Annotated in this window: 13 protein-coding genes; 4 read left to right on the top strand and 9 right to left on the bottom strand. The window is 74.1% G+C overall.

Annotated elements, in window-relative coordinates; genetic code table 11:
• Positions 1 to 25 precede the first annotated feature (25 nt).
• Genes ACJ6WD_RS34785 through ACJ6WD_RS34775 form a run of 3 tightly spaced genes read right to left on the bottom strand, consistent with a single transcriptional unit; the run spans position 26 to position 2484 of the window.
• Positions 26 to 817: an enoyl-CoA hydratase/isomerase family protein gene (locus ACJ6WD_RS34785; RefSeq protein ID WP_407617227.1), complete on the bottom strand. Its 792-nt coding sequence runs from the start codon at positions 815 to 817 to the stop codon at positions 26 to 28.
• The gene (locus ACJ6WD_RS34780; protein WP_016571025.1) at positions 814 to 1326 is read right to left on the bottom strand and encodes a Zn-ribbon domain-containing OB-fold protein; all 513 of its coding nucleotides are present in this window, start codon (positions 1324 to 1326) and stop codon (positions 814 to 816) included. Before ACJ6WD_RS34780 ends, ACJ6WD_RS34785 begins: the two co-directional genes overlap by 4 nt.
• Positions 1327 to 1332: 6 nt before the next feature.
• The gene (locus ACJ6WD_RS34775; RefSeq protein WP_233658774.1) at positions 1333 to 2484 is read right to left on the bottom strand and encodes a lipid-transfer protein; all 1152 of its coding nucleotides are present in this window, start codon (positions 2482 to 2484) and stop codon (positions 1333 to 1335) included.
• A gap of 112 nt (positions 2485 to 2596) precedes the next feature.
• Here ACJ6WD_RS34775 and ACJ6WD_RS34770 point away from each other — a divergent pair, with 112 nt between their 5' ends.
• Together ACJ6WD_RS34770 and ACJ6WD_RS34765 are read left to right on the top strand one after the other, a co-directional pair.
• Positions 2597 to 4243, top strand: coding sequence for a FadD3 family acyl-CoA ligase (locus tag ACJ6WD_RS34770; protein WP_376447180.1), 1647 nt, complete (start codon positions 2597 to 2599; stop codon positions 4241 to 4243).
• 165 nt (positions 4244 to 4408) lie between these two features.
• Positions 4409 to 5191 (top strand): DUF4232 domain-containing protein, encoded by a 783-nt coding sequence (locus ACJ6WD_RS34765; protein WP_376447179.1) that lies wholly within the window; start codon positions 4409 to 4411, stop codon positions 5189 to 5191.
• Positions 5192 to 5325: 134 nt separating this feature from the next.
• Here the strand turns inward: ACJ6WD_RS34765 and ACJ6WD_RS34760 are convergent, their stop codons facing one another.
• The 6 genes from ACJ6WD_RS34760 to ACJ6WD_RS34735 form a co-directional block, all read right to left on the bottom strand.
• A complete protein-coding gene (locus ACJ6WD_RS34760) occupies positions 5326 to 6261 on the bottom strand; it encodes a TIGR03619 family F420-dependent LLM class oxidoreductase (protein ID WP_407617226.1) in 936 nt (311 codons plus the stop codon).
• 112 nt (positions 6262 to 6373) lie between these two features.
• The gene (locus ACJ6WD_RS34755; RefSeq protein WP_407617225.1) at positions 6374 to 7009 is read right to left on the bottom strand and encodes a TIGR03086 family metal-binding protein; all 636 of its coding nucleotides are present in this window, start codon (positions 7007 to 7009) and stop codon (positions 6374 to 6376) included.
• 111 nt (positions 7010 to 7120) lie between these two features.
• Positions 7121 to 8692 (bottom strand): class I adenylate-forming enzyme family protein, encoded by a 1572-nt coding sequence (locus tag ACJ6WD_RS34750; RefSeq protein ID WP_407617224.1) that lies wholly within the window; start codon positions 8690 to 8692, stop codon positions 7121 to 7123.
• Between the two features lie 229 nt (positions 8693 to 8921).
• Positions 8922 to 9143 (bottom strand): hypothetical protein, encoded by a 222-nt coding sequence (locus ACJ6WD_RS34745; protein ID WP_233658759.1) that lies wholly within the window; start codon positions 9141 to 9143, stop codon positions 8922 to 8924.
• A gap of 313 nt (positions 9144 to 9456) precedes the next feature.
• Positions 9457 to 9756: a hypothetical protein gene (locus ACJ6WD_RS34740; protein WP_376557148.1), complete on the bottom strand. Its 300-nt coding sequence runs from the start codon at positions 9754 to 9756 to the stop codon at positions 9457 to 9459.
• A 212-nt stretch (positions 9757 to 9968) separates the two neighbouring features.
• Positions 9969 to 12905, bottom strand: a complete 2937-nt coding sequence (locus tag ACJ6WD_RS34735) for a BTAD domain-containing putative transcriptional regulator (RefSeq protein ID WP_233658756.1) — start codon at positions 12903 to 12905, stop codon at positions 9969 to 9971.
• Positions 12906 to 13501: 596 nt separating this feature from the next.
• Between ACJ6WD_RS34735 and ACJ6WD_RS34730 the strand changes: the two genes are divergently transcribed.
• Positions 13502 to 14779, top strand: coding sequence for an amidohydrolase family protein (locus ACJ6WD_RS34730; RefSeq protein WP_407617223.1), 1278 nt, complete (start codon positions 13502 to 13504; stop codon positions 14777 to 14779).
• Positions 14780 to 15047: 268 nt separating this feature from the next.
• Positions 15048 to 16301, top strand: a complete 1254-nt coding sequence (locus tag ACJ6WD_RS34725; protein ID WP_407617222.1) for a helix-turn-helix domain-containing protein — start codon at positions 15048 to 15050, stop codon at positions 16299 to 16301.
• Positions 16302 to 16416 lie beyond the last annotated feature (115 nt).

Genomic DNA, 16416 nt, shown 5'->3' with positions numbered 1-16416 from the left:
CGGCGGCGCGGCGGTGCGCCGCCGGTCATCTGACGGGCGGCGGGGCGGCCGCGGTGGTGGCCCGCGGGCGGGCGGCGAACAGGGCGGCCTGCCGCTCCGGCGGGAGGTTGCCCAGCGCGATCAGCTGCGGGGCGTGCGCCAGTGCCTGGGCCCGGGTGGCCTCCTTCGCCGCCCACAGGGCGCGGACGGTGCCCTGGACGGCCTCGGTGGGCTGCGCGGCCAGCACCGCGGCCCGGCGCAGCGCGGTCTCGGCGGCGGCGCCGGGCGGGGTCAGTTCGGAGACCAGGCCGACGGCGTGGGCGCGGCGGGCGCCGAGCCGCTCCGCGGTGCCCATCAGGGCGAGCCGGGCGATCTCGCCGTGCGGCATCCGCTGCGCCATGAGGATGGACTCGTAGGCGCTGACCATCCCGTAGGTGGTGTGCGGGTCGAAGAAGGTGGCGTCCTCGGCGGCGATGAGGAACTCCGCCTCGCCCAGCAGGTAGAAGGCGCCGCCGCAGGCCATGCCCTCGACCGCGGCGACCACCGGCTTCCACAGGTCGTTGGCCTTCGGGCCGATCCGGAGCAGCGGGTCGTCGAGGGAGAACGGGCTGGCGGGCTGGGGGACGTCGGCGGAGCGGTCCAGACCGGTGCAGAAGGCGCGGCCGCCGGCCCCGGTGAGGACCGCCGCGCGCACCGTGTCGTCGAAGCGCAACTCCCGCCAGATGGCGGTGAGTTGGGTGGCGGTGGCCAGGTCGAGGGCGTTGTGCCGGTCGGGGCGGTCCAGGGTGACCAGGGCGACCCCGTCGGCGGTCTCGGTGCGGACCCCGGGGGACGTCACGGCCGCTCCAGGACCCAGCGGGGGACGGTGGGGCCGTCGGGCGTGCGGTGGAAGACGGCCTTCACGGGGGCGCCGATGCGCAGCTTGGCCGGGTCGACGGAGTTCAGGGCGGCGTCGGCGGCGGCGACGAGGTTGCCGACCAGCCGGATCCGCGGCGCCTCGGCGAGCTCCACGACGATCGTGTTGTAGGGGGCCTGGGCCGCGTAGGCGGGCAGCAGCGGCGGATGCGGCACGACGAAGGACCAGATCCGGCCGCGGCCGCTCGTCCGCTGCCAGTGGGCGGTGAACGACTGGCAGTGCGGGCAGCAGGGCCGGGGCGGGAAGCGCGGTTCGTCGCAGTCGGTGCAGGTCTGCACGCGGAGCTCGCCGCGGGCCGCGTACTCCCAGAAGGGGGCCCCGTCGTCGTCGGTGACGGGTGTCAGCAGGCCGGTCTCGGGGGCCGGGGGTCCGTCGGCGGTCACGGATCGGGCGTCGGCGGCGGTCCCGCCGGCGCGGTGGTCTGCGCGCATCTCGGATCAGCTCCTCAGCAGTAGCGCGGAGGTGGGCACGCACTCGCCCGCGGTGACGAGGCAGGTGGCGGCGTCGGGAACCTGCGCGGTGCTGGTGCCGCGCAGTTGGCGGACGCCTTCGGTGATGAGGTTGAAGCCGTGCAGGTACGCCTCGGAGAGGCCGCCGCCGGCGGTGTTGAGGGGGAGCCGGCCGCCGATCTCCAGGGCGCCGCCCTCGGTGAAGGCCGCGCCCTCGCCGCGCCCGCAGAAGCCGTAGCCCTCCAGGGAGAGGGGTATCAGCGGGGTGAACGCGTCGTAGATCTGCGCCACGTCGACGTCCTGCGGTCCGAGGTCGGCGCCCTTCCAGAGGTGGCGGGCGGCGGCCTGGGCCGGGCCGCTGAGCGGGTCGTCGTTCCAGTAGTTGACCATGCCGTGGTGCTGGGCGGGCAGGCCCTGGGCCGCGGCGTGGACGTAGACCGGGCGCCGGCGGCAGTCGCGGGCGCGCGCGGCGGAGACCACGACGCAGGCCAGGGCGCCGTCCGTCTCCAGGCAGTTGTCGAAGAGGCAGAGCGGTTCGCTGATCCAGCGGGAGGTCATGTACATCTCGCGGGTCAGCGGGCGGTCGTACATCATCGCGGCCGGGTTCTGGTTGGCACGGTTGCGGCAGGCCAGCGCGACGTTGAAGAAGTGGTCGCGGGTGGCGCCGTACTCGTGCATGTAGCGCCGGGCCAGCATGGCGATCTCGTCGGCGGGTCGGAGCAGGCCGAAGGGCCGGGTCCACTGGCCGGGGGTGGGGAGTTGGGCGCTGGTGCTGGTCCACGGTCGGGGTCCGGAGCCGCGTTTGCGGGACCGCCAGGCGACGCCGACGCTCGCCTGCCCGGTGGCGATGGCGGCGGCCAGGTGCGCCACCGTCGCGCACGAACCGCCGCCGCCGTAGCCGACCTTGGAGAAGTGGGTGACGTCCCCGGCGCCGATGGACTTGGCGATCTCGACCTCGTCGGTCTCCTCCATGGTGTACGACGCGAAGGCGTCCACCTCGGAGGGGGCGATACCGGCGTCGTCCAGGGCGGCGACGATCGCCCGGCACGCCAAGGTCCGCTCGGATTCGTGGAGTTGTTTGGCAAAGGGTGTCTGTCCGATGCCGACGATCGCCGTAGCGTCCTTGAGGGTCGCCCCCATCGCCACCTCCGTGCTCGGCCGTCACTGCTGACAGCGGAGGAGGCTACCGCTAATCTGACGGACAGTCAGCTAGTGCGGTGCGGGGTCTTTGCCGGGAGCGGGAGGCAGTGCGATGGGCGAACAGCTCGATGCGCGGGCGGACGTGGCGTACGGCTCGCTGGCGCACCTGGTGCGCGCGGCCGCCGCGCGGTACGGCCCCCGGGAGGCCGTCGTCGAGGGCCGCACCCGGGTGTCCTACACCGAACTGGGCGGGCGGGTGGAGCGGGCCGCCGCGGCCTGCCTCGCCGCCGGCGTCGCCCCCGGCGACCGGGTCGCGGTCTGGGCGCCCAACACCCTCGACTGGATCGTCTCCGCCCTCGGCGCGGTGACCTCCGGCGCGGTCCTCGTCCCGGTCAACACCCGCTTCAAGGGCGCCGAGGCGGCCGACGTGCTGCGCCGCACCCGCGCCAAGGTCCTCTTCGTCACCGGCACCTTCCTCGGCACCTCCTACGTCGCCTCGCTGCGCCGCGCCGCCGAGCGGGGCGACGGCCACGGCCCGCTGCCCGGACTGCCGCACCTGGAACGGGTGGTGGTGCTCGCCGACGACGCCCCCGCCGACTTCACCACCTGGCGCGACTTCCTCGCGGCCGGTGCGGCGGTGCCGCCCGAGGCGGTCCGGGCCCGCGCCGACGCCCTCGGCCCCGACGACCCCTCCGACATCATCTTCACCTCCGGTACCACCGGCCATCCCAAGGGCGCCGTGATCACCCACGGCCAGACCCTGCGCGCCTACGACGTCTGGAGCGCACTGGCCGGCCTGGAGGAGGGCGACCGCTACCTCATCGTCAACCCCTTCTTCCACACCTTCGGCTACAAGGCCGGCGTCGTCGCCTGCCTGCTGCGCGGCGCCACGATGGTCCCGCAGCCGGTCTTCAGCGTGGAGACCGCGCTCGCCAACATCGCCGCCGAGGCGATCTCCGTGCTGCCCGGCCCGCCCACCCTCCACCAGCAGCTCCTGGACCACCCCGACCGCGCCCTGCACGACCTGTCGGCGCTGCGGCTGGTCGTCACCGGCGCCGCCGTCGTCCCGCTGGAGCTCGTCGAACGGCTGCGCGGCGAGCTGAAGGTGGCCACCGTCCTGACGGCCTACGGCCTGTCGGAGAGCACCGGCGTGGTCACCATGTGCCGGCGCGGCGACCCGCCCGAGGTGATCGCGGCGACCTCCGGGCGCGCCGTGCCGGACACCGAGGTCCGGGTGGTGGACCCGGCGGGCCGTCCGCAGCCGCCCGGCGAGGCCGGCGAGATCCTGGTCCGCGGCTACCACGTGATGTCCGGCTACTTCGAGGACCCGGCCGCCACCGCCGCCGCGCTCACCCCCGACGGCTGGCTGCGCACCGGCGACGTCGGCGTCCTGGACGGGGCCGGCAACCTCCGGATCACCGACCGCATCAAGGACATGTTCATCGTGGGCGGCTTCAACGCCTATCCCGCCGAGATAGAGCAACTCCTCGCCCGTCACCCGGACATCACCGAGGTCGCGGTCATCGGCGTCCCCGACCGCCGCCTCGGCGAGGTCGGCAAGGCGTACGCGGTCCGCCGCCACGGTTCCCGGCTCACCGCGGACGACCTCATCGCCTGGTCCCGGCGCGAGATGGCGAACTACAAGGTCCCCCGGGAGGTGGAGTTCGTCGCCGGACTGCCGCGCAACGCGAGCGGCAAGGTGGTCAAGGGGCGGCTGCGGCAGGGCGGTTCGCGTACCGGGCCGGGCGGGGCGTGCTGAGGGTCGACCGGGTCGGGGGACGCCCGCGCCGGCGACCGCGCAGGGCGCGGCCGCGGGGGCATTAGCGGCGCGTTAGCCACGTGGCAGCCGGACGCCAGGGCGCCGGGACAGAGTGGGTGTCGTACCGAGGAGACCACGACACCGACCGTCCCGGGGGGACCTGACATGAGCTCCAACACCGCCGTCCGCAACGCCCGCCGCCACACCCTGCGCATCGCCGCCGCGGCACTGACCGCGGTCGCCGGCCTGACCCTGACCGCCTGCTCCGGTGCGGACACGCCCGGCGCCGCCAAGGCCGCCGGCGGCACGGAGAGAGCGGTGGGCGCCGCCGGCGTGGACGCCGCCGGCTCCTCCGCCGACTCCGCGGGCACCGACACTGCCGGCCGCGACGCCGCCGGCCCCGCCGCCGACGGTCCGGACGGTGGCGCCAAGGCGGGCACGGGGGCCGAGGGCGGCACGAAGGCGGGGGCCGCGGGCCAGCAGGCGGGGACCGCGCACGCCACCGGCGGCCGGGCGGGCTCGGGCATCGAGCGCTGCCACACCTCCGGGCTGAAGGCGTCGTTCAACACCGGCGGGGACGCGGTCCCGGACGAGGACGCGGGCGGGTCGACGACCACCAGCATCAACCTGGTCAACAAGGGCAGCCGCGCCTGCAAGATCGGCGGGTTCCCGGGCGTGGACCTGACGTCCGTCAACGGCGGCGAGCGGTGGTCGCTGGCCCGCTCCTCGGCCAAGTTCAGCTCGATCACCCTGGCGCCCGGCGACAGCACCGACGTCACGCTCAACGTCGCCATGACCAAGGAGAGCGAGGGCTTCTACCAGCCCGCATGGGTGGAGATCACCCCGCCCAACGAGACCACCTCGCTGAAGGTCGAGTGGCCCTGGGGCACGCTCCTCGACCAGCGCGGCGCCACCCACCCGGCCACCTTCGTCAACCCCATCGGCTGATGCCCCAGCCCCCCCCCGGAGGCCGTTCCGGGCGGAGCGTCCGACGACGCCCCGCCCGGAACGGCCCTCCTCGGCCCCGGCCGAGCCGAACGGCCCGCGACGCGGTCGCCGGGCGCTGGCGGAACGGACCGGGATCACCGTGCGACGCGGCCGCCGGCGACCCCGGTCCGCTCCGCCAGCGCCCGCATCCGGTCCGCGAACCCGGCGTCCGCCGACCCGAACCACACCCCGAGGTCCGCGGCGCCCGCCGCCTCCCAGTCGGCGACCTCGGCCGCCACGTTCGCGACCGTGCGGTCCGGGCCGTCCCAGCCGATCCGGGTGCCGGCCGTCACCCGGGTCCCGCGCGACGCGGCCCGCCGGGCCAACTCCGCCGCCCGCTCGGCGAACTGCCCGGGGGTGAGCCCCACCCCCTGCCAGTGGCCGCCGAACTCCGCGGCGCGGCGCAGCGCCGCGTCCGAGTTCCCGCCGATCAGGAACGGCACCGGCTCCCGCGGCACCGGTTGGAACACCGCCCGCCCGTCGAAGGCCACCTGCCCGTCGTCGTAGGGCCCGCCCGCTCCCGCGTGCAGGTGCCGCACCAGCCGCAGCGTCCGGTCCGTGCGCGCACCCCGGTCGCCGAAGCCGACGCCGGCCGCGGCGAACTCGTACGGCTGCCAGCCCACGCCGACGCCCAGCACGAACCGGCCACCGCTCAGCCGCGCCAGCGTCGCCGACTGCCGGGCCAGCAGCAGCGGTTCGCGCAGCGGCGCGATCAGCACCGACGTCCCCAGCGTGAGCCGCTCCGTCGCGGCGGCCAGGAAGGCGAGCGTGGTCAGCGCCTCGTACACCCCGCCGTAGCCCTCCGGCGGACGCCCGTACGGGCCCGGCGGCAGCAGGTGGTCCGGCAGCCAGACCCCCGCGTACCCCAGCTCCTCGGCCTCCCGGGCCAGCCGGACCAGCTCCGGGGCGGGCATCGTGCCCGCCTCGGACGGCAGGACGACGTGCAGCCGCATCCGGTCCGGCCGCCCGGTGCCCGCACCGGGGACGTCGGGGGGCGCGGTGGGGTGCTGGGGGGTGACGGCGTCGCTCATGGGGGCCTCCGCTCCCGATACGGGTGACTGGGTCGGACGCCCCCTTCCTAAGCCCTGACACCGATGTGAGGGTCAAGGGCCGGGCGGTCGGCGGCCGTTCACCGGGCGCCGCTCACCGCGCGTCGCCGTCCGCCGGGGCCGCCGGTGCCGCCGTCCAGTCCGGCGCGCGTCCGCCGAGCGCCACCACCCGGTCCAGCAGCGGCGCGTCCGGCGCCACCGGGACCGCCGGCCCGAAGAGCGACCCGTCGCGCGCCTCGTCGGCCACGGCCGCCAGCAGCCCGTGCGCGACCTCCAGACTCGCGCCGTCGGGCGCGTACCGCTGGCCGGTGGCGCGCGCCAGGTCCCAGCCGTGCAACACCAGTTCGTTCAGCGCGAACCGGCCCGCGGCGGCCCCGGGCAGGGTGACCCCGCCCACCCGCGTCTCGCCCTCCCAGGCGGCCGGCACCCGCCAGGCCGCCGCCAACTCGTCGAGGTTCCGCGCCAGTTCCGCGCGCCAGCCCGGGGCGACGTCCGGCAGCTCGGTGTCCGGGGGCGTGTCGGTGGTCGGCCCCAGGTCCTTGCGCGCGGCGTCCCGGAACGCGACGGACAACCCGGCCAGGTGGCCCAGCAGGTGCCGCACGGCGTACGCGGGGCAGGGGGTGGGCGCCGCCAGTTGCGCGTCGGCGGTCCCGGCGGCGAGCCGCGCCACCTCCCGGGCCTGCGCCGCGAAGTCGATCGGCGGGGTCGGCGGGGCAGCCTTCTCGGTCATGGTTGCGGGTCCTTTCCTCCGGCGGACCGGCCACCGCGGCCGGTCTCACGAGTGCAGACCCCGCAACGCCGAAGAACTCATCGGCGCGCCCGGCCCCGCCCCGGGCAGCCGCTACCGCCCGTAGCGTTCCCGCAGCGCCGCCTTCAGGACCTTGTCCAGCGGCCCGCCGCGCGGCAGCGCATCGGTGATCTCCAACTGCTCCGGCAGCTTCTGCGTCATCAGCCCCGCCGCCCGCAGGTGCGCGGTGAGGTCGGCCAGGGTGAGCGGCGGCGCACCGTCCCGCGGTTCGGCGAGCGTGACCACCGCGCAGACCCGCTCGCCGCGCTCCCGGTCCGGCAGGCCGATCACCGCCGCCTGGGCCACCGCAGGGTGGGTGTGCACCAGGTCCTCGACCTCCTGTGCGGAGATGTTCTCGCCCTTGCGGATGATGATGTCCTTCAGCCGCCCGGTGAGCACCAGGTGCCCGTCGGCCCGCAGGTGCCCGAGGTCGCCGGTGCGGAACGCGCCGTCCGCGGTGAACGCCCCGGCCGTCAGCGCGGGATCGGTGTAGCGCCGGAACACCATCGGCCCGGAGACCGTGACCTCACCGGTCTCGCCGGTCGCGGCCGGGCTCCCGTCCGCCCGCACGATCCGCACCCGGGCGCCCGCCACGGGCCGGCCGACGGTGTGCGCCAGCTGTTCGTCCGCGTCGTACGGCGTCCCCATGGCGATCATCGGGCTCTCCGTCATCCCGTACCCGTGCACCACGGCGCAGCCCAGTTCCCGTCCGGCCGCGCGGTACAGCTCGGGCGGCAGCGGCGCCCCGCCGCCGGACAGCAGCCGCAGCGAGGGGATCAGCGGCCCGGCGTCCGGCGTGGCGGCCCGGCGGCGCCGCGAGGCGTCGTGGAACGCCTGGTAGAACGCGGTGCTGCCGCCCGCCATGGTCACCCCGTGGCGTCGGTAGACCGCGGCCGCCCGGTCCGCGTCGAAGCTCTCCAGCACCACCGCAGGGAAGCCGCTGACCAGCATGGCGATCACGTAGTCCGGCCCGGCGATATGGGCGTACGGGAACGCGAGCGAGCCGACGTCGTCCGCCGTCATGCCCAGTGCGGTGGCCAGCCCCACGCCGCCGGCGATGAGCGAGGCGTCGGTGTGCTCGACGCCCTTGGGGGCGGAGGTCGTGCCGGACGTGTAGTAGATCCACCGCGTGGCGTCGTCCGCGGCGGCCGGGGCCGCGGGCAGGGTGTCCGGATCGCCCTCGGGCAGCCCGTCCGCTACCGAGACGACGCGCACGTCGGAGTGGTCCCCGGCCGCGCCGCGCACCATCGCCGGGTAGTCGAAGCCCCGCCACGCCCCGGGCACCAGGGCGAACTCGGCGGCCGACTCACGCAGGATGAACCCGACCTCCCGCGCCCGGTGCAGGTGGATCACCGGCGTCTGCACGGCCCCGAGCCGGGCCAGCGCGAGCGACGCGACCACCGTGTCGATCCGGGTCGGCAGCTGCCACATCACCCGCGTGCCGGCCCCGATGCCCCACTGCCGGAACCCGGCCGCGGCGCGCGCCGCGGCGTCCCGGACCGCCCCGAAGGTCACGGTCCGCCCGCCGTCGCCGTCGCCGTCGAAGAACATCGGCGCGTCCCCGGAGGCCCGCGCCCGGTACTCGACCAGTTCCCACAGCGTGCGTAGACGGGCGGGTTCGAACACGGCGCGCCTCCGGGGGTGGATGGGCGGGGTGGGGCGTGACTGTAGCACCAGAACTGACGGAGCGTCAGATGTGGTGCGGTGCCCCGTCGGGTGCCGCGCACTGCTGCCGGGCCGCGCCGAGCGTTTCGGAATGGAAACGTCCGGCCGTTGCGGAACGGCGGACGGGGCCGGGTGCAGACCCGACCCCGTCCGTGATGCCGCTACCGGAGGGCTGTCCTTCGGCTCCCGGTCAGGGCATGTGGTTGTCCATCGGAGCCAGCCCCGCGTGCTGGGCCTGCGGGGCCAGCGGTGCGTGGTTGTCCTGCGGCGCCATCGGCATGTGCTTGTCCTGGGCCGTGACCGTGTTCGGCGGGCCGGGTATGTGGTTGTCGGCCATGGCGGGCACCGCGGCGGTGCCGAGCACGGCCGCCGCGATGGCGGCGACGGCCAGGGACTTCTTCGTGCGGGTCATTCCAACTCCTCTAGTAACGGGGGTCGTTGCTGTTCCCAGAAACAAACTAGCGTCAAGTGTGTGCAGGTGTTCGAGCCTTGCCATGGAAAGCCGAGGCACATCTGCAGGTTTTACTTCCCGCACGAAAACGTCGTAGGGGCCGGTTTTCCGTGGCTTCCCCTCCAAGCCACGGGAAAACGGCCCCTACGAACTCCCGGAATCATCCGGATCCCCCCGGAGCCCCCCCCGGGCCCTCCGGTCGTGCCCCCCGTCCCCCGTGTCCCCCGTGTCCCCCGTGTCCCCCTTCCCCCGTGTTCCCCCCTGCGTCGACGGTCTACTTGACTCCGCCGACGGGCTGGTGGCTGTCCATGGTGGTGAGGTTCTCCCCCTCGGCCGGAGCCTTCCCGACCTTGTCCGCCGGGGCTTCCGCGGTGACCGCGTCGGCGGCGATGGGCTGGTGGCTGTCCATCGGCTTGACGACGTCGCGGTCCCGGGGCTTCGGGACCTTCGGCGCGGTGCCGGGCGCGATGATCGGCTGGTGGCTGTCACGCGGCGCGATGATCGGCTGATGGCTGTCGCGCGGGGCGACGACGTCCCGTTCCCCCGAATTCTGCACAGTGTTCTCGGTGCTCATGGCGATCAACTCCTGATGGGCGCTTGAAGGCTGTCAGTCCGGCCGGCGACTCCCCCGTTGGCCGCCGGACGGACGTGACGCGGCCGCTCACGATAACTGCGCGGCCTGGGCACCGAGCCGCTTGCCCCCCGAGGCGGCGGATCGGTAGCCATAAGATTGGCCCGGGCCGATGAACGATCGATAAACGCCGGCGGCGCGCGGCTGAACGGGCGTCAGGCCACCGTTGCGGGCGTGAGCAGGCTGCGCACGGCGGCGCTTTCCGCGGAGCCCAGCCGCTCGAAGATCGTCAGGGCTTCCTGCCAGCACACGCGGGCCCGACCGCCGTGCCCGATCTGGTGCAGGGCGCGGCCGAGCGTGGTCAGGGCGCTCGCCCGCCACGGCTCCCCGCCGATTCCCCGCAACGCGGTCAGCGCCTGTTCGGCGCGGTTGGCGGCGGCGGTGGGGCGGCCGGCGGCGAGGTCCACCTCGGCCAGCCGGTAGTTGGTCATGCCCTCCCAGAAGCGCTGGCGGCTGTCCCGGAAGATGCCCAGGGCGGACATCAGTTGCTCGGCCGCCTCGGGCAGCCGCCCGGCTTGGGTGTAGGCCAGCGCGAGGGCGTACATGCCGTTGGCGAGACGCCGTCTGGCTCCGAGGTCGTGGTAGATCGCGATGCCCTCCTCCGCCAGGCGGATGGCGTGGTCCACCCGCCCGGTGTCCAGGTGCACGCGGGAGAGGTTGCACAGCGCGCTGGCCTCGGACTGCCGATTGCCGTCGTCGCGGAAGGCCGCCAGGGCCTGCAGCAGGTACGCCTCGGCATCCTTGTGGCGGCGCTGCGCGTTGGCGATGATGCCGCGGTCGTTGGGGGCGTAGGAGGAGGAGAAGGCGTCCCCGGCGGCGAGCCCGAGCAGCATCGCGGACTTGGCGTTCTCGTCGGCGTCTTCCAGCCGGCCCGAGAGCGTCCGGACGTAGGCCAGGGCGGTGTGGATACGGGCCTGTGCGTGTTCGTCGCCGAGCTCGCGCGCCGCGGTCAGCAGGGCGGTGTTCGCCTGCTCGTACTGGAGGGCGTCGGCCCCGGATTCGGCGAGGTCCTTGGTGAGCAGCAGCAGGTCGGCGGCGCGGCGCAGGGTCGACGGGCTCGTGGACTGCCGGGCGCACGCCAGGACGCACCCCGCCTCGCTGAACAGCCACTCCAACGCGGAGGCGCGGTCGGGGAATTCCAGCCCCGGGTAGTCGGTGGGCTCCATGTGGGCGATCAGCCGGTCCCCGGGGCGTTCCAGTGCGTACATCCGGGAGGCGGTCACCAGGTAGAAGTCGAGCAGCCGGGAGAGCGCCGCATGCCGATCGGAGGGCGGGTGCTCGTCGCGCTCGGCGCAGGCGCGGGCGTACAGGCGCACCAGGTCGTGGTAGCGGTAGCGACCCGGGGCCGCGGACTCCAACAGGGAGGTGTCGACCAGCGATTCGAGCAGTTCCTCGGTGTCGTCCGGCGGCAGGTTGAGCACGGCGGCCGCGGCGGTCAGCGAGATGTCCGGCCCGTCGGCCAGGCCCAGCAGGCGGAAGGCGCGGGCCTGGGCCGGCTCCAGTTGCTTGTAGCCCAGTTCGAAGGTGGCCTTCACGGCCAGGTCGCCGGCGCGGAGTTCGTCCAGTCGGCGGCGTTCGTCGGCGAGCTTGCTGGCCAGGGTGGAGACCGTCCAGGTGCGGCGGGCGGCCAGCCGCGAGGCGGCGATGCGGATGGCCAGCGGCAGGAAGCCGCAGGCGCCGACCACCGCCATGGCGGCCTGCCGTTCGGAGGTGACACGCTCCTCGCCGACGATGCGGGTGAAGAGGGTCAGGGCCTCCTCGGGACTCATCACGTCGAGGTCGACCAGATGGGCCGAGGCCAGGTCGATCATCCGGGAGCGGCTGGTGATCAGGGCCGCGCACCCGGCCGTACCGGGCAGGAGGGGGCGGACCTGGGCGGCGTCCCGGGCGTTGTCGAGCAGCGCCAGGACGCGCCGTCCGGCGAGCGTGGAGCGGTAGAGGGCGGCCCGTTCCTCCAGTCCGTCGGGGATGGCGGAGTCCGCGGCGCCCAGGGCGCGCAGGAAGGCGCCGAGCACCGCCTCGGGTTCGGCGGGGTTGTGGCCCGCGCCCTGGAGGTCGACGTAGAGCTGGCCGTCCGGGAAGTGTTCCCGTGCGGCGTGGGCGACGTGCACCGCGAGGGTGGTCTTGCCGACGCCGCCGATGCCGGCGACCGCGGAGACCGCCATCACGCTGCCCTCCGCCGTCGCTAGCTGGTCGCTGAGTTCCGTGACGAAGGCGGCGCGGCCGGTGAAGTCGGCGACGGTGGCCGGGAGCTGGCGCGGCCGGACGAAGGTGGCCTCCGGCGAACCGGAGTCCGCGGCGGACGGGGCGTCCAACTCGGTGTCGGCCCGCAGGATCCGCTGGTGGAGCTCGGAGAGCGACGCGCAGGGGTCCACGCCCAGCTCGTCCGCGAGCAGCCGCCGGGTGTCGGCGTACACCGCGAGCGCCTCGGCCTGCCGGCCGCTGCGGTAGAGGGCCAGCATGAGCAGTTCCCGCAGTCGTTCGCGCAGCGGGTGCGCGGCGGTGAGCGCGGTGAGTTCGGAGACCGCCTCGGCGTGGCAGCCGGCCTCCAGGTCCAGGTCGAGCCGGACCTCGGTCAGGGACAGCCGCCACTCCTGGAGGCGGGTGCGTTGGTTCTCGGCGTACGGCCCGGGGACGCTGGCGAGCGGTTCGCCGTCCCACAGGTCCAGTGCGGCGTCGAGGAGTTCGCGGGCGCGGGTGCGGTCGCCGGCGGCCTTGGCCTTCTCGGCCTCGGCGGCGTACTGCTCGGCGGTGTCGTGGTCGAGGTCCAACGGGACTCCGTCCACGGACCGCAGGGCGTAGCCGCCGGACTCGCTGACCAGCGCCTCCGCGTCGGTGCCGAGCGCCTTGCGCAGGCGGGAGGCGTAGGTCCGCAGGGCGGCGAGCGCGGCGTGCGGCGGTTCGTCGCCCCACAGGGCGTCGACGAGCTCGGGCGCGGTGGCGGTCCGGCCGCCGCGTAGCAGCAGCGCGGCGAGCAGGGCACGCTGCTGCGGAGAACCCGCGGCCAGCGGCGTCGCACCGCGCCAGGCCCGCACGGGACCGAGCACGGTGAAGCGGAGCCGCTCCCGCACCTGTCCCGGACCGTCGTCCATGGTGTCCCCCTGCCCTGTCCCGTCTGTCCGCTTTGTCAAGGCCGTTCGCGCCTTTACATCGTGCGCAACGGTCAGTCTGCCTTGTCGCGCCCCCTCGCGTCAGTAGGGGTCCGGAGCGTGCACAAAGCCTCCTCGTGCGGCGCGGAGGGGAAGGCGCGGTGATTTCCCGGGAGTTCGGAGGGGAACCTTCCGTTCTCTCCCGCTCCGCCCCCGACGGCGGCCGTCCGGCGTATTCGCCCTGATGGGTGCGGTGTGCCGCGCCGACCGTCACCCGCTCACCCGCCCGCCGGCCCGCGTTCGGACCGACCTCCCCGGTCGCCGCTGGAAGGCCCGCTGCTGTCCACCCGGCACGCCGCACAACGTTTCTGACTGGCTGGTTTGTTACTGCCGGTGGATCGATACCGGCCGCCGGAAGTGCCTGCGTACGGCCCCGGGGGGCGCCGGTCGGCCCCCCCCCGGCGGGACGTCCCGCCGCAGCTCGGGCCGCCTCGTGCCGTCCCGCGGGGCCCCGCGACCGCCCCGACGTCGCGCGCCCGCCGACCCGTTCCCCGTCCAACTTACTGACGGACCGTCAGATCAGCGCTACCGTACCGCCCATGGAGACCACGCAGCCCAAGGAGACCCAGCCGCCCGAACACTCCCCGGAGCCCTTCCCCCTGATCATCTCGGTCGACGACCACACCGTGGAGCCCCCGGGCGTCTGGCGGGACCGCCTCCCGTCGAAGTACCACGACACCGGCCCCCGCATCGTCCGCGCCCCCGTCAAGGAGATGACCTTCGTCGGCGGCAAGTTCGCCCCGAAGATGGGTGCGCCCGGCGACGACGGGCCGATAGCCGACTGGTGGATCTACGAGGACCTGCACCGCCCGCTGACCCGCCTGGACACCGCCGTCGGCTACCCCCGCGACGAGATCAAACTGGAGGGCATCACCTACGAGCAGATGCGCCCCGGCTCCTACGCGGTCCCCGACCGGCTGGCCGACATGGACGTCAACCACGTCCAGTCCGCCCTCTGCTTCCCCACCTTCCCGCGCTTCTGCGGCCAGACCTTCACCGAGGCCAAGGACCGCGACCTGGGACTGCTCGGGGTGCGCGCCTACAACGACTGGATGGTCGAGGAGTGGTGCGGCCCGCAGGCCGGCGGCCGACTGATCCCGCTGACCCTCATCCCCCTGTGGGACGCGGAGCTGGCCGCCCAGGAGGTGCGCCGCAACGCGGCCCGCGGCGCGCGCGCCGTCTGCTTCAGCGAGATCCCGCCGCACCTGGGGCTGCCCAGCATCCACACCGACTACTGGGACCCGTTCCTGCGCGCCTGCGACGAGACCGGCACGGTCATCGCCATGCACATCGGCTCGTCGTCGAAGATGCCGTCGACGTCGGCCGACGCGCCGCCCGCCGTCGGCTCCACCATCACCTTCGCCAACTGCTGCTTCTCGATGACCGACTGGCTCATGAGCGGCAAGTTCGAACGCTTCCCCCACCTCAGGATCATGTACGCCGAGGGGCAGATCGGGTGGATCCCGTACATCCTGGAGCGCGCGGACGTGGTCTGGGAGGAGAACCGCGCCTGGGGCGGCGTCGCCGACAAGGTCCGCCGCCCGCCGTCCGAACTCTTCGCCGGCCACGTCTTCGGCTGCTTCTTCGACGACGCGTTCGGCCTGAAGAACCTCGACGCCATCGGCGTCGGCAACGTCCTCTACGAGACCGACTACCCGCACTCCGACTCCACCTGGCCCAAGTCCCTCCAGGTCGCCGAGACACAGATGTCCCACCTCGCCCCCGACGTCGTCGAACGCCTCGTCCGCGGCAACGCGATCGAACTGCTGGGACTGACGGGGGAGGGGCTCTGGGGGCCGTCGGCGGGGGGCAGCTGATCTGGCGGGGGCGGGGGCGGGCGGTCGCCGTCGGTTCGGGCGGTACTCGGCGTGGGCGACTTGTTCGCGCTTCTGGCGCGGTTGGCGGTCTACGGTGACGCGGCCAAGGCGCTGATTCGTCTTGAGTCGGCGGCACTTGAGGGGCCTGCCCGGGCCGACTGATGCCACGTCGGTGTCGTTCTCCGGGAGCAGTCTGCGCGCGGGAGCGATACGGACGGTCCTGGCCCCTACGCTGGCGGTGACGAGCCGTCCAGAAAGGGGCAAGGCCGTGACATCTGATGCTACGCCCGACCCGGTGGTCGAACCTGTTGTCTTCGGTCAGCGCATGCAGATCTTGCGGACGCGACGCGGTATGAGCCGGACCGTGCTTGCCGGACTGTTGGGGAAGTCGCCGAGCTGGGTCAAGCAGGTGGAGTGCGGGCGCCTCCAGATGCCCAAGCTCCCGGTGATCCTGCGGATCGCCGAGGTCCTGCGCGTCGGGGACCTCGCCGACCTCACCGGCGATCAGTCCATGTCCGTCGCGATGTTCACCGGCCCCGGCCATCCCCGACTGCCCCAGGTGCGGGCGGCCATCGACGCCTTCCCCCTGGCCTCACGGCATCCTGCGCCGAGCACCAGGCACCTGCGGGCGCGGCTGGTACGGGCCTGGCAGGCCCGGCACTCCGCGCCGAACCACCGCGATGTCATCGGCTGCCTCCTCCCGGAGCTCATCCAGGGCGCGCAGCTCGCGGTCCTCCAGGCCGACTCGGGCCGCGAGCGGCGCACGGCGCAGGGACTGCTCGCCGAGGTGTACGGCCTGAGCCAGTTCTTCCTCGCGTACCAGCCGGACCCGGCGTTGCTGTGGCGGGCGGTGGAGCGCGGCATGGTCGCCGCGCAGGAGTCCGAGGACCCGCATGTCATCGGCGTCGCCGCCTGGCTGGCGACCCAGGCACACCGCGACAGTGGGCACGCCCACTTCGAAGCGGCGGATGCCGTGAACCTGGCGACGCTGCGTTACCTGGAGCCGTTCCTGCCGGACGCAGGAACGGACGTGCTCGCCATTACGGGCGCGTTGCGGTTCGAGGCCGGGTACACGGCCGCCCGCCGCGGTGACACGGGCACAGCCTGGCGTTACTGGGACACTGCTCGCGCCGTGGCCGAACGGTTGTCCGGCGACTACTACCACCCCGTGACGTCCTTCTCCCGCGCGGTGATGGGCGCACACGCCGTAACCATCGCGGTCGAGCTGCACTCGGGCCCGGAGAGCGTCCGGCAGGCAACAGCCGCAGACGTCACTGCCGCCCTGCCGTCCCGCCCGCGCCGGGCCCGGCACCGCATCGAGGAGGCCCGCGGCTACCAGCTCGACGGCCAGCCGGAAGCGGCGCTGGGCACTCTGGGCAAGGCGTACGAGGCCGCCCCGGAGACCATCCGCTACAACGGCTACGCCCGCCGCATCGTCCTGGAGGAGTCCGAGTCCGGAAACCAGTCCCAGCGCCGTCGCGCCAGTGAACTGGCCGTGAAGATCGGCATGTTGGCGGCGTGAACGAGGGGGCACAAACTGTGCCCTCTCGACCTTCTCAGGCGCCGTACGGTCGTCCAGTACCTGACCGACGAAGACCCCCGCGGCCGCAGCAACGGCCCGGGGGCATGGCCAACGC

Source organism: Streptomyces sp. VTCC 41912, from assembly GCF_045799175.1.
GTDB classification, from domain to species: Bacteria; Actinomycetota; Actinomycetes; order Streptomycetales; family Streptomycetaceae; genus Streptomyces; species Streptomyces albulus_C.
The sequence above is the reverse complement of the archived record's forward strand: the minus strand, read 5'-3'. Positions and strand labels throughout refer to the sequence as shown.

What these genes read in the sequence shown, in the direction of transcription:
- ACJ6WD_RS34780 (WP_016571025.1), bottom strand. Translation starts at nt 1,326, where the DNA reads ATGCGCGCAGACCACCGCGCCGGCGGGACCGCCGCCGACGCCCGATCC.
- ACJ6WD_RS34775 (WP_233658774.1), bottom strand. Translation starts at nt 2,484, where the DNA reads ATGGGGGCGACCCTCAAGGACGCTACGGCGATCGTCGGCATCGGACAG.
- ACJ6WD_RS34770 (WP_376447180.1), top strand. Translation starts at nt 2,597, where the DNA reads ATGGGCGAACAGCTCGATGCGCGGGCGGACGTGGCGTACGGCTCGCTG.
- ACJ6WD_RS34765 (WP_376447179.1), top strand. Translation starts at nt 4,409, where the DNA reads ATGAGCTCCAACACCGCCGTCCGCAACGCCCGCCGCCACACCCTGCGC.
- ACJ6WD_RS34760 (WP_407617226.1), bottom strand. Translation starts at nt 6,261, where the DNA reads ATGAGCGACGCCGTCACCCCCCAGCACCCCACCGCGCCCCCCGACGTC.
- ACJ6WD_RS34755 (WP_407617225.1), bottom strand. Translation starts at nt 7,009, where the DNA reads ATGACCGAGAAGGCTGCCCCGCCGACCCCGCCGATCGACTTCGCGGCG.
- ACJ6WD_RS34745 (WP_233658759.1), bottom strand. Translation starts at nt 9,143, where the DNA reads ATGACCCGCACGAAGAAGTCCCTGGCCGTCGCCGCCATCGCGGCGGCC.
- ACJ6WD_RS34740 (WP_376557148.1), bottom strand. Translation starts at nt 9,756, where the DNA reads ATGAGCACCGAGAACACTGTGCAGAATTCGGGGGAACGGGACGTCGTC.
- ACJ6WD_RS34735 (WP_233658756.1), bottom strand. Translation starts at nt 12,905, where the DNA reads ATGGACGACGGTCCGGGACAGGTGCGGGAGCGGCTCCGCTTCACCGTG.
- ACJ6WD_RS34730 (WP_407617223.1), top strand. Translation starts at nt 13,502, where the DNA reads ATGGAGACCACGCAGCCCAAGGAGACCCAGCCGCCCGAACACTCCCCG.